The 15,714-nt window shown below is 46.3% G+C and carries 17 protein-coding genes and 1 pseudogene; 13 read left to right on the top strand and 5 right to left on the bottom strand.

All coding sequences use genetic code 11. The features are described from left to right. The first annotated feature begins 25 nt into the window (after window positions 1-25). From yidD to QUA34_RS14400, 3 genes are all read left to right on the top strand, one after another. Window positions 26-256, top strand: a complete 231-nt coding sequence (yidD, locus tag QUA34_RS14410) for a membrane protein insertion efficiency factor YidD (protein ID WP_333387565.1) — start codon at window positions 26-28, stop codon at window positions 254-256. 216 nt (window positions 257-472) lie between these two features. After that, on the top strand, window positions 473-1,687 hold the full coding sequence (locus tag QUA34_RS14405; RefSeq protein ID WP_333214213.1) for a response regulator: 1,215 nt from the start codon (window positions 473-475) through the stop codon (window positions 1,685-1,687). A gap of 105 nt (window positions 1,688-1,792) precedes the next feature. Continuing rightward, window positions 1,793-2,791 (top strand): glycosyltransferase, encoded by a 999-nt coding sequence (locus tag QUA34_RS14400; RefSeq protein WP_333387563.1) that lies wholly within the window; start codon window positions 1,793-1,795, stop codon window positions 2,789-2,791. A gap of 136 nt (window positions 2,792-2,927) precedes the next feature. On the opposite strand, the gene QUA34_RS14395 is transcribed toward QUA34_RS14400, so the two are convergent. From QUA34_RS14395 to QUA34_RS14380, 4 genes are all read right to left on the bottom strand, one after another. Further along, window positions 2,928-3,500: a Uma2 family endonuclease gene (locus QUA34_RS14395; RefSeq protein ID WP_333387709.1), complete on the bottom strand. Its 573-nt coding sequence runs from the start codon at window positions 3,498-3,500 to the stop codon at window positions 2,928-2,930. Between the two features lie 184 nt (window positions 3,501-3,684). Then, window positions 3,685-4,014, bottom strand: a complete 330-nt coding sequence (locus QUA34_RS14390; protein ID WP_006630924.1) for a HesB/IscA family protein — start codon at window positions 4,012-4,014, stop codon at window positions 3,685-3,687. 146 nt (window positions 4,015-4,160) lie between these two features. After that, window positions 4,161-4,580: a phosphomannose isomerase type II C-terminal cupin domain gene (locus QUA34_RS14385; protein ID WP_333055108.1), complete on the bottom strand. Its 420-nt coding sequence runs from the start codon at window positions 4,578-4,580 to the stop codon at window positions 4,161-4,163. Between the two features lie 324 nt (window positions 4,581-4,904). Next, a complete protein-coding gene (locus tag QUA34_RS14380; RefSeq protein ID WP_333387560.1) occupies window positions 4,905-5,165 on the bottom strand; it encodes a hypothetical protein in 261 nt (86 codons plus the stop codon). 432 nt (window positions 5,166-5,597) lie between these two features. Here QUA34_RS14380 and gltB point away from each other — a divergent pair, with 432 nt between their 5' ends. From gltB to QUA34_RS14330, 10 genes are all read left to right on the top strand, one after another. Next, entirely contained in the window at window positions 5,598-10,184 is a 4,587-nt protein-coding gene (gene gltB, locus QUA34_RS14375) for a glutamate synthase large subunit (protein WP_333387558.1), read from the top strand. Window positions 10,185-10,279: 95 nt separating this feature from the next. Next, the gene (locus tag QUA34_RS14370) at window positions 10,280-10,804 is read left to right on the top strand and encodes a hypothetical protein (RefSeq protein ID WP_333154509.1); all 525 of its coding nucleotides are present in this window, start codon (window positions 10,280-10,282) and stop codon (window positions 10,802-10,804) included. Between the two features lie 271 nt (window positions 10,805-11,075). Continuing rightward, window positions 11,076-12,284, top strand: a complete 1,209-nt coding sequence (locus tag QUA34_RS14365) for a Swt1 family HEPN domain-containing protein (protein ID WP_333154508.1) — start codon at window positions 11,076-11,078, stop codon at window positions 12,282-12,284. Window positions 12,285-12,394: 110 nt separating this feature from the next. After that, window positions 12,395-12,640: a type II toxin-antitoxin system RelN family antitoxin gene (locus QUA34_RS14360; protein ID WP_333154507.1), complete on the top strand. Its 246-nt coding sequence runs from the start codon at window positions 12,395-12,397 to the stop codon at window positions 12,638-12,640. Further along, a complete protein-coding gene (locus QUA34_RS14355; protein WP_333387556.1) occupies window positions 12,630-13,004 on the top strand; it encodes a type II toxin-antitoxin system RelE/ParE family toxin in 375 nt (124 codons plus the stop codon). The genes QUA34_RS14360 and QUA34_RS14355 overlap by 11 nt, the downstream gene beginning before the upstream one ends. Continuing rightward, complete coding sequence (locus QUA34_RS14350) at window positions 13,001-13,249, top strand: DUF4926 domain-containing protein (protein ID WP_333146878.1); 249 nt, start codon at window positions 13,001-13,003, stop codon at window positions 13,247-13,249. The genes QUA34_RS14355 and QUA34_RS14350 overlap by 4 nt, the downstream gene beginning before the upstream one ends. 134 nt (window positions 13,250-13,383) lie before the next feature. Continuing rightward, window positions 13,384-13,953 carry a hypothetical protein gene (locus QUA34_RS14345; protein ID WP_333387554.1) on the top strand — a complete coding sequence of 190 codons (570 nt, stop codon included), beginning with the start codon at window positions 13,384-13,386 and terminating at the stop codon, window positions 13,951-13,953. Continuing rightward, complete coding sequence (locus QUA34_RS14340; RefSeq protein WP_333154503.1) at window positions 13,950-14,339, top strand: hypothetical protein; 390 nt, start codon at window positions 13,950-13,952, stop codon at window positions 14,337-14,339. Before QUA34_RS14345 ends, QUA34_RS14340 begins: the two co-directional genes overlap by 4 nt. A gap of 47 nt (window positions 14,340-14,386) precedes the next feature. Continuing rightward, entirely contained in the window at window positions 14,387-14,515 is a 129-nt protein-coding gene (locus QUA34_RS14335) for a hypothetical protein (RefSeq protein ID WP_333387552.1), read from the top strand. Between the two features lie 292 nt (window positions 14,516-14,807). After that, a complete protein-coding gene (locus QUA34_RS14330) occupies window positions 14,808-15,362 on the top strand; it encodes a GNAT family N-acetyltransferase (protein WP_333387550.1) in 555 nt (184 codons plus the stop codon). A 226-nt stretch (window positions 15,363-15,588) separates the two neighbouring features. On the opposite strand, the pseudogene QUA34_RS14325 reads toward QUA34_RS14330, so the two are convergent. Further along, window positions 15,589-15,714: pseudogene (locus QUA34_RS14325) on the bottom strand (photosystem II q(b) protein); the annotation flags it as partial.

Below are 15,714 nucleotides of genomic sequence, written 5' to 3'. Positions count from 1 at the left end.
CTAATCAATCGCTGAGGTAAAAATTGTGAAAATATTGCTGATCGGATTAATCCGAGGCTACAAAATGGGGATTTCTCCTTACCTGCCTAACGCCTGTAGATTTCAGCCAACTTGTTCGCAATACGCGATCGAAGCAATAGAAAGATTTGGGGCGGCCCGCGGCGGTTCGATGGCAGTTAAGCGGATTTTGCGCTGTCATCCTTTTCATCCAGGGGGTTACGATCCAGTACCTCCCCCAGATAGCGAGGGCAATTAATTATTAGTTAGAATCCTGATTTTAGTTATTAGTTAATAGGGCAAATAGCCGTTACGTCCTCATGGCTAAAACTCCTGGGGGGAATCACTCCCTAAGAGGGTTAAATTCTCACAATTAGTGGTGTTTTTTAACCCAAATTCAGTAAAATTACTGTTATCTTTGAAAACTCAGCAGCTATATAATGGTACAAACAGAGTACAGGGGATGCGAGTTGATATGTCTGCTACCGCAATCGGATACAAAATGTTGTCCCATACTCTGGCTGTACTCAGCCAGAAACAAGCAACGGGGAAACTGGTGTTAGAGCAAGGGGAACAACAGTGGCAACTTTACTTTTTTCAGGGTAGTTTGGTGTATGCCACGGGAGGAGCGCACAGAGCGAGGCGCTGGTACAGGGCGATCGGGCAACACTGTCGAAACTTTCAAGTGGATCTCAGAGACCTCGATGCTGGAGAACTGTGGGAATATCAACTGCTTCAGCGAGGGATAGCAGCCAGCGAAATGAGCCTGGAACAAGCTAGGGCGATCGTCCACACCAGCCTTTCCGAAGTGTTATTTGCTCTGATCGGTCAATCGGGTTTGCGCCGGGAGTGGCGTCCGTCCCAGAAATATTTTTCTACAATTACCTCTTCTTTGCTGCTGTCTTTAACAGAAGTAGAGAAAGTTCTGTGTTGTACAGAAGAAATTTGGCAGAAGTGGAAAGCAATGGGTTTGTGGTTGGTAGATCCAGAACAAGCACCGCTTTTAAAACCGTCGGCTCAGTTGCAGCAAAATCGATTTAGTTCTAATTCTTTGATCGCTTTGGGTAACGTATTCAACGGCGAGAATACTCTTTGGGATATTGCATTTAAGAAAAAGCAGTGCGTGACAGTGGCAACTCGCGCTTTAGTCAATTACATCAAGCAGGGTTTAGTAAATTTCCGCACAGTACCAGACTTGCCGTCGCCTATAGAACAGTGGCGCCTGGCCGCAGCTATCGCTGGGCCGGGTCGCCCTTTGATTGCTTGTATTGATGACAGTCCGACAGTTTGCGAATTTTTAGAGCAAATTTTATTGCCGGAGGGCTATCGAGTCCTAAAAATTCAAGACCCCATGCAGGGAGTGGGCCTCCTCGCCAAACAAAAGCCTGCTTTAATTTTTATGGACGTGGTGATGCCGAAGACAAGTGGCTTTGCTTTGTGCAATTTTTTGCGAAAGACACCTGCTTTTCGGGAAACTCCGATCGTGTTTTTGACCAGTCAAGACAGTATAATTGACCGCACACGAGCGAAATTGACAGGTGCTTCCGATTTTTTGAGGAAGCCAGCCAATCCCGAACAGGTTTTGGAAATAGCTGACAAGTATTTGAAGGTAAAAGGCGATCGCTACCCTTCAGCAATTCGCCCCCAAGATATACTGAACTCGCACCAACTTACCTTGGCAAATTCTTGACCCCAAATTAATGAACACAAGAACCCCTTGCTGGGTGCGTCAGTTCCTGACGCACCCTACGCTCATTGTAAAATAAAGACGCAATCGAATTTAAGATAATTAATTATGAGTAATGTTACGAGCGATCGCACTCCGCAGGTGAGCGTAGTAATTCCGGCTTACAACTGCGCGGATTACGTCGGCCAAGCCGTAGATAGCGTTCTGCACCAAACCTATACTAACTGGGAAATTATTGTCGTAGACGACGGCTCCCGAGACGATACCAAATTAGTTTTAGAGAAATATGGCGATCGAATTCGCTACATTTACCAACAAAATCAAGGAGTTTCGATTGCCAGAAATCACGGCATCGAGCTAGCGCGAGGAGAATTTATCGCCTTTCTCGATGCTGACGACTACTTTTTACCCGACAAATTAGCAGCACAAATGGCTGTATTTGCAGCGCGACCAAATCTAGGAATCGTCCACAGCGGCTGGCGTCTAGTTAATAGTATAGGCGAACCGCTAAAAGATGTAAAACCCTGGCAAAATGTACCTAACTTAGACTTAGAAATGTGGCTGCGGTGGAAACCAGTATTACCCAGCGCGATGGTATTTCGCCGTCAGTGGTTAGAGCGCGCCGGCGGATTTGATCCTCGATTTCCCCCGGCAGAAGATACAGATTTAGTGCTGCGTTTAGCCTTAATGGGATGCGAAGCAGAGTGGTTGCAACAAGTAACTGTTTGCTACCGCCAGCACGAACAAAGCGCCATGTACAAAGGTTTACCCCAGGCTAAATCCCTCGCCGCAGTGATGGACAATTTTTTTGCCCGCCCCGAGTTGCCGGATAAAATACGTTTGTTGGAAAAGCAAATCAAGTACAGTACCTTAGTTTGGATTGCTTGGTATTTGTACCGCACCGGTCATTCTGTTGAGATGGTAGAGTTTTTGCAGCGTTCTTGGAATTATACGCCTTATTTGCCTGTGGAAACAGTAATTAATTGGGCGGAAGCTTTCGCCGAGTTTTCGCAGGATGCGGGAAATGAATTCGATGCAGATTTATTCGCTCAATCTCCTGAGTGGCAGCAGTTAATGCAGTGGATGATTCTCGGTACGCCAGCTTGATTGACAGCTTTTCCATTGCACTCATATCGTTTACGGTTGCATAGGAATTATTTAACCGCAGAGAGCGCAGAGGACACAGAGGAAGAGAAGAGAGGCTTTTCGCATTTCTGGCCATGTAAAACCTGCATAAACTTTATTAGGCTTCAGTTTGAGTTTCTGCTTCAGTAAAAATTGGCGGCCACAGTTCAGCAATTGGCAATTCCCAACCAGGGAAAAGTTCGGGGACAGTCAAAATATCTTCATTTCCCAACACAATCGGTTCACCTTCCTGACGATAAACTGTTACAGTTTCTTCATCGGGATCGATCAAAAGTCCTACTTGCGCTCCGAGTTCTAGGAAATTATGAATCTTTTTTTCTAGCGGTTTGATGCGATCGCTCTGTGATTTAATTTCTACTACCAAGTCTGGGACTAATTCTCCGAAATAACGGGGACTTTGCCTGAGACGTGCGGCTCGGACAAAAGAAACATCAGGTGCTGTAAGGTTAGCATCAGGTAAAATAAAGCCGCCTGCGGAGTCAAAAACTCGACCCAAACGGCGGGGATTCACCCAAACGAAGAGAAAGGCACTCAAGCGAATGCCAATTTCACTAGATACAATATCTGACGGGCCCACAATGATAATCTTCCCGCTTTGTAGTTCAACTTGGTAGTCTTGACCGGCTTCTTTGAAGGTTTTTTGGACTTTTTCTAAGTCTTTGAGTGTCATCATACGATTTTAGATTTTAGATTTTAGATTTTAGATTTTAAATGTGAGATTTTAAATTTTATAATTATCTGCAACTGACGCACTCTAAATCATATTGGTTATTGCTTATTTTGTCAGGTGCGTCAATCTATTTTAGATTTTAGAATTGAAGAATTATCTGCAACTGACGCACCCTACAGGTTGGTTATTCCTTAGCCGAAAATGAGTTGCCGCAGCTACAGCTTTGGGCGGCATTGGGGTTGTGAAATCGGAAACCTCCGCCCATCAAGTCTTCTGAATAATCCAAGGTAAGCTCATTGAGATATTTTAAGTGCTGGGGGTCGATCGCAACTTCAATTCCCTCCGACTCGCATACAGCGTCTTCTGGGGCTGGCGCATCGTCAAATGCCATTGTATAAGACAAACCGGAGCAGCCACTCGATTCCACGCCAAGACGAAATAAAGCATTGGGATTTGGATGCTTCGACTTGAGGCGCGTTACTTCTGTTGCTGCTGTTTTGCTCAGATGAATCATTATGAGTAATTGGTAAGTGGTAATTGGTAATTTGGAAGTAATGTTGAGTTTTGAAAATGTAGAATGTGCCTAGGCGTCTACCTTACCCGGATCATGTAAAGTGCGCCGGGCCGCGCACCTTACCCCTATATTTTTAGCAACTTGAGTTACTTAGCCTTTTCTGTACGGGCATAATCGTCTTGAAAGCGTACAATATCATCTTCTCCGAGATATTCGCCATTCTGCACTTCAATTAAAACCAGGGGGATAACTCCCGGATTTTCAAGCCGGTGAGAAATACACTGAGGAACGTAGGTAGACTGATTTGTAAACAGAACTTGTTCCGTTTCGCCACAAGTAACTTTTGCAGTACCTGAAACCACAATCCAGTGTTCGCTGCGGTGGTGGTGCATTTGCAGGCTGAGGCGGTGTCCCGACTTAACTTCGATCCGTTTAATTTTATATCCTGGGCCTTCTTCTAGAGTCGTAAATGAGCCCCAAGGCCGCAATTCTGTAGCGGCTATTCCGTTGGGTGCTGCAGGTGCGTGCAGGGTAGATACTTGAGAAATTTCTTGAATCTGAACCATGATTTTCACTCCTTGAGGATTCCTTGCTGAATCCTTTGGTAAACGACGTTGTTTTTTGAGATTAACTAATATATAGTTAAAACCGAAGCCCACCTGCGGGGACTGGTTAGCCGACTGTAGAGTTTTGCAAGAGTTGTGCTCAGCCCGATCGACTTGCCTTAACAACCATAGCAAAACCAACATAGCTGTTGTCACCTGGTATTTGCTCGATCGCCCCAATCTACATCAAATCTTCATAGAAAGGGCGCTGGTTCTTGAATATTGATTAAAGGTGAATCCTAATCCAGCTCTTGAGACTGCTGTTGCAAAACTTCTAGCATCTGGTTAGAGACCCTCTGAGATGAAACCTGGTTGAATAGTTAGAATTGAATAAGTTTGGCTAAGTTCTGTGAAGCAGTGATAAGTAAACCGAACGTCGTAGAGTTTTTTTAATTCTGCAACCAGGGTGGGACAAAGCGGCCCAAAGCTATCTAACCAGGCTTTGAGTCGATCGACTTTTTGCAATTTTTCAGAAATACTCATTGCTGTTGAGAAGGCGAAATGCTGGTGGAGAATGTCACCCAGACGCTGAGGATACAGTCGCATTAACAATGCTATAAACTCATTTCTCAAAAACAGGCTTTCCGGCCTGTTCCCCAGAGAGTAAATTTTGTGGGCTGGGCCGGAAAGCTCGCCCTTGAAAAGCTTATTAACAAGGGTGCAAGATGTGAGTTGGTATCGGAATTACACATCTCTCTTCTCTTCTTCCTCTGCGCTCTCTGCGGCCTCTGCGGTTTAATAATTCTTTAATAATTCACAGAATTGAAGAGTCTTTAAGCATAAATCTTGAACCTCCGGGTTCCCTAGTTAAGTTATCGGCTTTAACTATTTTTTTACGCTTGATCGAATAAGTTGGGATTTTTTGGTAGCTCTACCCAATTGAGTAGATCCACATATAATACATGATACTAGAGCGATCGGCATCCCATCCTCTACTGTAGATCAACATCTTTTCGCCACTTTGACAGGAGCATCAAAATGAACAGCAACGGACTGCCACAAAAGCAAGGTCTGTACGATCCGCAGTTCGAGCACGACGCTTGCGGAGTCGGATTCATCGTACACATGAAGGGTAACAAATCCCACGAAATTGTCGAGCAGGCACTGACAATCCTCTTGAACCTCGACCACCGGGGCGCGTGCGGCTGCGAACCCAACACCGGAGACGGGGCGGGGATTTTGATGCAGGTGCCCCACAAGTTTCTCAAGAAAGTAACTGCGGTCCTAAACATCGAACTTCCCGAAGCCGGCGAGTACGGCGTTGGCGCGATTTACTCGTCGCCAAATCAAACTGAACGCGAAAACGGCAAACGCATTTTTGAGGAAATCGCGGCAGAAGAAGGCCAGGAAGTTCTCGGCTGGCGCGATGTTCCCACCGACAACTCGTCCCTCGGCGACACCGCCAAATCTAGCGAACCCTTCATGCAGCAAGTGTTCCTCCGGCGCGCCGCAGGTATTGACGAGGCGGCTTTCGAGCGGAAACTGTACGTCATCCGCAAACGGGCTCACAATGCCATCCGCAGGACTAACACAGACCCATACTGGTATAATTCCACACTCTCCTGCCGGACGATCGTCTACAAGGGTATGTTAATGCCGGTACAAGTCGGCGATTACTATCCCGAACTGCACGACCCCGACATGGAAAGCGCTCTAGCCCTGGTTCACTCGCGCTTCAGCACGAATACTTTTCCGAGTTGGGAACGATCGCACCCTTACCGCTACATCGCCCACAACGGCGAAATTAACACGATGCGCGGCAACATTAACTGGATGCACGCGCGGCAATCGCTGTTCGAGTCGGAACTATTCGGCGATGACTTAAAGAAAATCCCCAATTTAATCAATATCGAAGGCAGCGACTCGACGATTTTTGACAATGCTTTGGAATTGCTGAATTTGGCCGGGCGTTCTTTGCCGCACGCTGTAATGATGATGATTCCCGAACCTTGGACAGCCCACGAGTCCATGAGTGACGAGAAAAAAGCTTTCTACGAATACCATTCTTGCTTGATGGAACCTTGGGACGGCCCAGCTTCGATCGCCTTTACCGATGGTACTTTGATCGGGGCAGTGCTCGATCGCAACGGTTTGCGCCCTTCCCGCTACTGCGTTACCAAAGACGACTTGGTAATTATGGCATCGGAAGCCGGAGTTTTGCCGATCGCCCCTGAACGAATTGTATCAAAAGGTCGCTTGCAACCGGGGCGGATGTTCCTGGTAAATACCGAGGAAGGCCGCATCGTCTCTGACGAGGAAATTAAACATCAAATTGCCTCGCAACACCCGTACCGCCAGTGGATCGACCAGCACATGGTCGAAATCGCCAAACTCAAAGATGCGCCGGCAGTAGCAGAATCTCATCCCGAAACATTATTGCAGCGGCAAATGGCCTTTGGCTACACCTTTGAAGAACTGCGGTTGCTGTTAGCACCGATGGCGAAAGATGGCGTAGAAGCTGTCGGCGCGATGGGTGCGGATACGCCGCTGGCGGTGCTTTCCAATCGGCCAAAACTGCTTTATGAATACTTCCAGCAGTTGTTTGCTCAAGTTACCAATCCGCCGATCGATTCTATCCGCGAAGAAATTGTAACTTCTGCCGAAACTACGATCGGCGCTGAACGCAATTTGCTCAAACCAGAACCCGAAAGCTGTCATTTAATTGAACTGAAAACGCCAATTCTCAGCAATGAAGAATTAGCTAAGCTCCAACACGTAAATGAGGGCAATTTCAAGTCCATCACCGTGCCGATTTTGTTTGACCCCAAAAGCGGCGTGAAAGGTCTAGAACAAGCCTTAGAAGAGGTTTTTGCAGCAGCAGACAGCGCGATCGCCTCCGGGGTGAATATCATCATTTTGAGCGATCGGGGTATCAGTCCAGACAAAGCCCCAATTCCGGCGCTGCTGGCAGTTGCGGGCCTGCACCACCACTTGATCCGCAAAGGTACGCGCACGCGGGCGGGACTCGTGCTCGAATCCGGCGAACCGCGCGAAGTGCATCACTTTGCGACACTTATTGGATATGGTTGCGGCGCGATTAATCCCTATTTGGCTTTTGAGACGATCGCCGATTCGATCCGCGAAGGATTGCTGCTAAATGTCGAGTACAAAACTGCTTGCAAAAACTACATCAAAGCCGCAACTAAAGGCGTGACGAAAGTTGCCTCAAAAATTGGGATTTCCACAATTCAAAGTTATCGCGGCGCGCAGATTTTTGAGGCGATCGGATTGAACAAATCCGTAGTCGATAAATACTTTGCTTGGACAGCCTCGCGGATTGAAGGTGTAGACCTCGAAGTCATCGCCCAAGAAGCAATTCTGCGCCACAATCACGCATTCCCCGATCGCCCAGCCAGCGGACATACTCTCGATGTCGGCGGCGAATATCAGTGGCGGAAAGAAGGCGAGGCGCATTTGTTTAGCCCGCAGACAATTCACGCGCTGCAAAAGTCGGTGCGCGATGGCAGTTATACGCTTTTCAAACAGTATTCGGGGCTGGTTAATGAACAAAACCAGCAGCATTTTACCTTGCGCGGTTTGTTGCAATTCAAACAGCGGGAATCGATACCCATTGAGGAAGTTGAGCCGATCGAATCTATTCTCAAACGCTTTAAAACTGGGGCGATGAGTTATGGTTCGATTTCTAAAGAAGCCCACGAATCGCTAGCAGTAGCGATGAACCGCATTGGTGGCAAATCGAACACTGGTGAAGGTGGCGAAGATCCCGATCGCTACACTTGGACGAACGATCGCGGCGACTCGAAAAACAGCGCGATCAAACAAGTTGCTTCCGGGCGTTTCGGGGTTACCAGCTTGTACCTTTCCCAAGCGCGGGAACTGCAAATCAAGATGGCGCAAGGCGCGAAACCCGGTGAAGGCGGACAGTTACCCGGTAAAAAAGTATACCCGTGGATTGCGAAGGTGCGAAACTCGACTCCGGGTGTGGGATTGATTTCGCCTCCTCCTCACCACGACATTTATTCGATCGAAGATTTGGCCGAATTGATTCACGACTTGAAAAATTCCAACCGGGAAGCGCGGATTAGCGTCAAACTCGTGTCGGAAGTTGGAGTCGGGACGATCGCGGCCGGGGTTGCGAAAGCCCACGCCGATGTCGTGTTGATTTCCGGCTACGACGGCGGAACCGGCGCGTCGCCGCAGACTTCGATCAAACACGCGGGTTTACCTTGGGAATTGGGACTGGCGGAAACTCATCAGACTTTGGTACTCAACAATCTCCGCAGCCGGATTGTCGTGGAAACTGACGGTCAAATGAAAACCGGCCGCGATGTAGTAATTGCTGCCTTGCTTGGCGCTGAGGAATTCGGTTTTGCGACCGCGCCGCTGGTGACATTGGGCTGCATCATGATGCGCGTTTGCCACCTGAACACTTGCCCCGTGGGTGTGGCGACCCAAGACCCGCTGTTGCGGAAAAACTTTACCGGCGACCCCGAGCACACGGTAAACTTTATGACTTTCATCGCGCAGGAAGTCCGGGAAATTATGGCGCAGTTGGGCTTCCGCACGCTGAATGAAATGGTGGGGCGGACTGATGTTTTGGAACCTCAGCAAGCTGTGGAACACTGGAAGGCTAAGGGTTTGGATTTCTCGAAAATCCTTTATCAGCCGGAGGTTGGGGCGGATGTCGGGCGCTATTGTCAGATGGCGCAGGATCACGGGTTGGAAAAGTCGATGGATATGACTGTGTTGTTGGATTTGTGCAAAGGTGCGATCGAAAACGGCGAAAAAGTCCACGCCAAACTGCCGATTACCAATGTCAACCGCGTTGTCGGCACAATTCTCGGCAACGAAATCACGAAACGCAACTGGGAAGGTTTGCCGGATGACACGGTGCACCTGCACTTCCAAGGCAGCGCTGGACAAAGCTTTGGCGCATTCGTGCCCAAGGGAGTCACCCTGGAGCTCGAAGGCGAAGCTAACGACTATTTGGGCAAGGGGCTCAGCGGCGGCAAAATCATCCTATATCCGTCCCCAGATTCTACCTTCGTCGCAGAGGAAAACGTGATTGTCGGTAACGTAGTGCTTTACGGCGCGACATCCGGCGAGGTTTTCATCCGAGGGATGGCGGGCGAACGTTTTGGGGTGCGTAACTCCGGCGTTAACGCAGTAGTTGAAGGTGTGGGCGATCACGGTTGCGAGTACATGACTGGCGGCAAAGTTGTAGTTTTGGGCGAAACCGGGCGCAATTTTGCAGCGGGTATGAGTGGCGGTGTTGCTTACATTTTGGATGAGGCGGGGGATTTTGCTACTCGCTGCAATATGTCGATGGTGGATTTGGAAAAATTGGAGGATGTTGAGGAAATTAGCGATTTGCGGCAGTTAATTCAGACTCACTTTGATTTGACTGGAAGTGCGAAGGCATCGAAGGTTTTGGCAAATTGGGACTCGATGGTGCCGGTGTTTGTGAAGGTGATGCCCAGGGATTATAAGCGGGTGTTGCAGGCTATTGAAAGGGCGATCGCATCGGGTTTGAGCGGTGATGATGCGCTGACGGCTGCGTTTGAAGAAAACGCTCGCGATGTCGCCCGGATTGGCGGCAGCTAGGGTTTAGCATGAGGAATGGGTAATGGCTGTTATCAATCAGCAATTACCTATTCCTCACGAGCGATAGATTACCAATTATTAACTACAAACTACCAATGTTACAAAATATCAGTAATACTGATAATGCGCTCATTGAAGAAATTCTTAAAAGTTGGCAACCGCGATCGAGTCGATGTGGTCGCCTAGTGCAACGGTTTGATAGCGTTTTGCATTGGCATTACAGCGTTGCTCTATCGGATGCGTCTGCGATCGGTTGGGGGCCGGAGCGATCGGGCAGTCCATCAGATCGAGGACGCTTGGCGATCGAGAAGCTAGGGGATAATTTTCATGATGCCCTGAAAGTTCCCTATCTCGATCGATCGGCAATTCTGACCAATTTAATTGCTTCTGTCCCGGCGTTTCACGAGCAATGGAACTATGGTGTTCAAGGCTGGAATTGCGAGCATTGGGCGCGTTTAGTAACGACCGGGCAACCGATTTCATATCAAATCAAACATCAAGGTTTTGGAATTTTCGACCTATTTGGTACGTTGTACAATCGCGGGGAGGCGATCACCCACCTCAATGGTCACAGAGACTATGCGACTCAACGAATCCACGCGATCGCTGACAATGCTTAAAGGCTATGTAGGGTGCGTTAGACATCAAGATTTTAGGGGGTATTTTCAGGTTTTTGCCTGATGTACCTTACTGATTACTCGCGATGTCGCTCTGATTGGTGGCACTTAGGGTTCTGTGGTAGAATGCTACTAATAAAACAAGGGCCGCAAGCCTCTTGTTCGCCCGCAGAGAAAAGGAAGGGCAATCAGTAGATACTAGACCATTATCAGTAAGCTAGTTGCAGATAGATTTCAGTAACTTAACTCAAGCATATCCCACATAATATATCTTATGGATAACAACCTAAAGTTCGAGATTCTAGCGCTCAATAGACCTGAACAATCTAGCATTTTATCAGAGTGTGAGCTTCTCTATTCACTTCGCTCGAAGAGTTTATTATGGAAAACGCCGTCATTTGACGAGACAAACTTGCGAATAACTGAGAACACTAATACTCTTGAAGTCAAGGGAGTCAAAGCTAACACAGGAATTGATGAAGAATTCAGTAAGTATGCAGAACCCAGTCAGGCATTTTTAGTGACGGTAACTGGAAACTCTGATTGGTTGGAGCCAAAACGGAAGCTAATTGTAGAGTTTCTACAGCAACAAAAATTTAACCACCTATATGTCTTAATAGATCAAGTTTCCGAACAGATTGCCTGTGAAATTTATCCACTGATATATAAAGTTGAAAATCTTCTTCGAGCGTACATTGTTAAATTCATGACGACACGAATGAGTCCTAAGTGGTGGGATGACACAGCTACCAACGATCTCAAACAGAAGGTTAAAGACAGAAAAAACAACGAAAAAGAATTTGCAGAGTATATTGATAACAAGATTTATCTGATTGATTTTAGTGATGTAGGAAAACTTATATACTTTCATTCAACAGGGTTCACAAGTAAAGAAGACATAATTTCCAAAATCTCTGAGATTGAAGAAACCCCCGAAGCAATTAGAAAACTAAAGCAGGAAATCCAAACCAATTATCAAAGATTTTTTAAAGACTCTTTCAAGAATAAAAATTTTCAACAGAAGTGGGAGGAACTTGAAAAAATTAGACATAAAGTAGCACACAATAACTTATTTACAAATAGCGATCTTGAGAAAGGTAAACAGTTAGCTAAGGAACTACTTGAGATTATCGATACGGCAATCAAGAGCGTTGATGAGGTAACGTTGCGTCCAGAAGAGGTGGAAGCTATACAAGAAAGTTTCCCTACTCAAGAAAGTTTTACAGAGATCACAGAAGGTGAACTTCTCACAGAGTTAAGAGAGCAAGAGGGATATTACTCGAATCGACCTAACGCATTTGTCAGTCTCTCCAGATTCGTAACAATACATCTTTCTGGTAAGAGTTACAGCGTACCATCCACCTATAGGCTAGTTAAAGAACTAGAAGCACAACAGAAAGTAGAGGTTTATTACGTAGACAATCCTTACAATCAAGCACAAAAAACAGCAGCTATTCGGATAGCTCAACCTACTGCAACATAACATTAGTGAATCAGTGATTGCCCTTTGAAATAAGGTCGAGCGGCTACAATCATTATTACCGCAAGCATTAGATTAAATTAACCACATGAACTACAGAAAGAAGGCACACTATGAAAGCGATTGAAACCACCGGAAAAATTGACGATCGAGGGATGCTTTGTATCGATCGACCCCTTGCTCTTGCCAGCCACAGCCACGTTCGGATTATTGTTTTAGTACCCGAAGACACTGATATCGATCCCGATGATGACCCCACTGAAACTGTCATCGAAGGGATTCAGCAAGGCTTCCATGAGGCAATTACCGGACAAACTCTCCCCTTGTCTCAACTGTGGGATGGCATCGATGACAATTGATCCACAAGCGATCCAAATTGAACTCACCCCCCGATTTCAAAGAGACTTGCGAACTTTAGGCAAACGCTATCGCAACATTCGCAACGACATTCAGCCTGTAATCGAACAACTTCAAGCGGGGGAACTTCCGGGCGATCGCATTCCGGGAATGGAGTACGAAATTTTCAAAGTTAGAATTAAGAACAGCGACATTCAAAAAGGCAAAAGCGCGGGCTACCGTGCTATTTATTACCTCAAAACTAGCGATTCGATCGTTTTGGTGACTATCTATTCTAAATCAGACCTATCAGACATCGCGGCCGAAACAGTTCGAGAAATTCTAGCCCAATACGAGCAACAGTTTCCCGAATCAGAAGAATTATGAACTATCAACTTTATTCAGATGTCATCTTGCTGTGCAACCTTCCAGAAGAAGGACTTTATGCCGGCGATATCGGTACAGTTGTAGAACAGCATCACGTTGAAGGACTAGAAACAGGTTATAGCATTGAGTTTTTCGATCTGTTGGGAAACACTGTAGCGGTTGCGACACTACCTGGAAGTTATTTGCGATCGCCCACAAGTGCAGACAGACCTACAGTTAGACTGGTTAATAGTTTTGCTGCGTAAGTAGAGGAAATAGTACAATCGCGATGATGACCCCAAGTCGAGGAAGGCGATCGTCTAAAAATAGTGGCGATCTACTCAAATTGTCGCAACTGAGAGTAAAATTGAATATCTACTTTCCATAGAGCAACGTCGCTTTGAGTCAGATTCAAATCTTAAACTTACAAAGCCTTAGCCAGGGACTCCCTGCGATTACACCTGCCTTTGGAGCCGCGATCGCAGAAGCAGGTGCGATTTGTCTAACCGATGAAGCTCACCAACCAGGAGTAACACTTAAAGTTGAGGGAGAATTTTCTGCCACATTCAAGTTAGATTGGCAGCCAGTCACCGAGCAAACCCGACGATGTTGGAATGACGAAGAATATACTACCGAGCAGGCTGCTTATGGAATCGCATTCCTGTTAATTTTGCAATTAACAAATTTCACAGTCATTGAACGCTCTCGCAAAGGAACTGGATTTGACTATTGGTTAGGAAGTCAAAATTCAGCTACCACACTGCCATTTGAGCGAATGGCTCGGCTAGAGGTTTCTGGAATTCGCAAAGGCAATCAAAGTCAAATCAATACTAGAGTCAAGCTGAAAACTGAACAAACCCGCGCCTCAGACGCACAAGGCTTGCCAGCGTATATCATTGTAGTAGAGTTCAGCCGACCGATTTCTATTATTAGTGCCAAGCAAAATCCTCAAGGAACCGTACTCCAATGAGCCAGATTCAATCGCTCCACAAACAAGCAATGGATTTAGCCGAAGCAGCGGCAGTCGCCCGCTTAAGAGGTGCGTTGGAGTTGGCTGCACAATTGACGCGCCAAGCCTTTGAACAAGAAACTCAGGCCGCAGCCTTAATCGCTAGCGCCCTTGATGCTGAACCCACTCGTTCTGTGCTTCACCGCAGCGCAGCATCTTTAGCGATTGAATGTGGCGAATTACGAATGGCAGAACGTCTAATTGCAACTGCGTTATCTGGCAATCCCCCGGCAGAGATTGCTGAAGAGCTCAAAGATTTATTCATCCAGATTAACTTGAGCCAATATCTGAAACGTCAAGGAATCCACATCGACATTAAGGAACTGCGAGGACTGGTAAATCAATAGCACTCGTCGAGGGACTAGAAACAGGTTATAGCATTGAGTTCTTCGATTTGTTGGGAAACACTGTAGCAGTTGCTACGCTACCTGGAAGTTATTTGCGATCGCCCACAAATGCAGACATACCTACAGTCATGATATTGTCCGAAGGCGATCGCCCCCTAAAATATTTACAAAACTAAATCTGGTATGCGATCTATATCTAGCTCTTAGAATAGATCAACCTGAGCGTTACAATCGCAAATGTATCACAGCAAAAATACACCTCAGCAACTTGAGTAATTCCTTGGCTTTGCAAATACCGAACTACGGCGATCGCATCGGGTTTAAGCGGTGATGATGCGCTGACGGCTGCGTTTGAAGAAAACGCTCGCGATGTTGCCTGCAGTGGCTGCAGCTAGGGTTGTGCGGTAGAATTCTACTCATGTAGAAAGGGGCTTAAAGCCCCTTGTCCGAGTTCCTACACACTATGCTATGGAATATCTAACTTTTAGAGAAGCCGATCGAGAGGACATACAGGCGATCGTCAATATTCATAATTCTCATGCGCGCAGTCAAAATACGTCGATCGAGCGCGGCTTTTTGCTAACACAAATTACTCAAGATGAGATTGTCCAAAGCTTAAATAATTCATGCAGATATTTTGTGTCAGCTAAAACCGATGGGGAAATTCTGGGATTCGTGGCTATATCACAACCCAAAATATCTGATGAAATGTTGGATAAAATTATCTGGAAAGATGAAGTTTTTAAGAAAATAGTCACAAGCGATCGGCATTTTTATCTCGAAAGAGTAGCAACAAAGTTAGATTGGATGGGTAGAGGTGTTGCTCGATTTATGTATAAAGAAATTTATCAAGTTTTTCCAAATTCATTTATTTCGCTGTTTATTGTTACCCAGCCAATAGCTAATATTCGTTCCCTAATGTTTCACCAAAAACAGGGATTTGAACAAATAGGAACTTTGCAAGTTGACCGATTTCTAGATTTAGAAAATTATGAATGTATTGTGATGTTTAAAGAAACTTGAATTTATCATGAGTGAGTCTCCAAGCAGAACCCGACCTCCATCCAGCCTAACAGGAATTACAAGAAGCGAGGAACTCTTATCTCCGCGAATTGCCATCTCAAATAAGCTCGATTTAACTCCCTTGGCGGCCGCTATACTTCCCATCCTCGCAGTAAAAATATTTTTCCCCAAACAACAAAAAGCGCCCCTATTACTAGGAGCGCTTTTTGTCATCTTAGACTAAAACTTAGCCATTGATAGAAGGAGCAACCAAAGCTACGGGAGTAGTTTCACCAGCAGCCAAGTCAAGCGGGAAGTTGTGAGCATTGCGCTCGTGCATTACTTCCATACCCAAGTTAGCGCGGTTGATCAC

Origin of the sequence: Microcoleus sp. POL10_C6, from assembly GCF_036701585.1 — a bacterium.
Taxonomy (GTDB): domain Bacteria; phylum Cyanobacteriota; class Cyanobacteriia; order Cyanobacteriales; family Microcoleaceae; genus Microcoleus.
The sequence above is the reverse complement of the archived record's forward strand: the minus strand, read 5'-3'. Positions and strand labels throughout refer to the sequence as shown.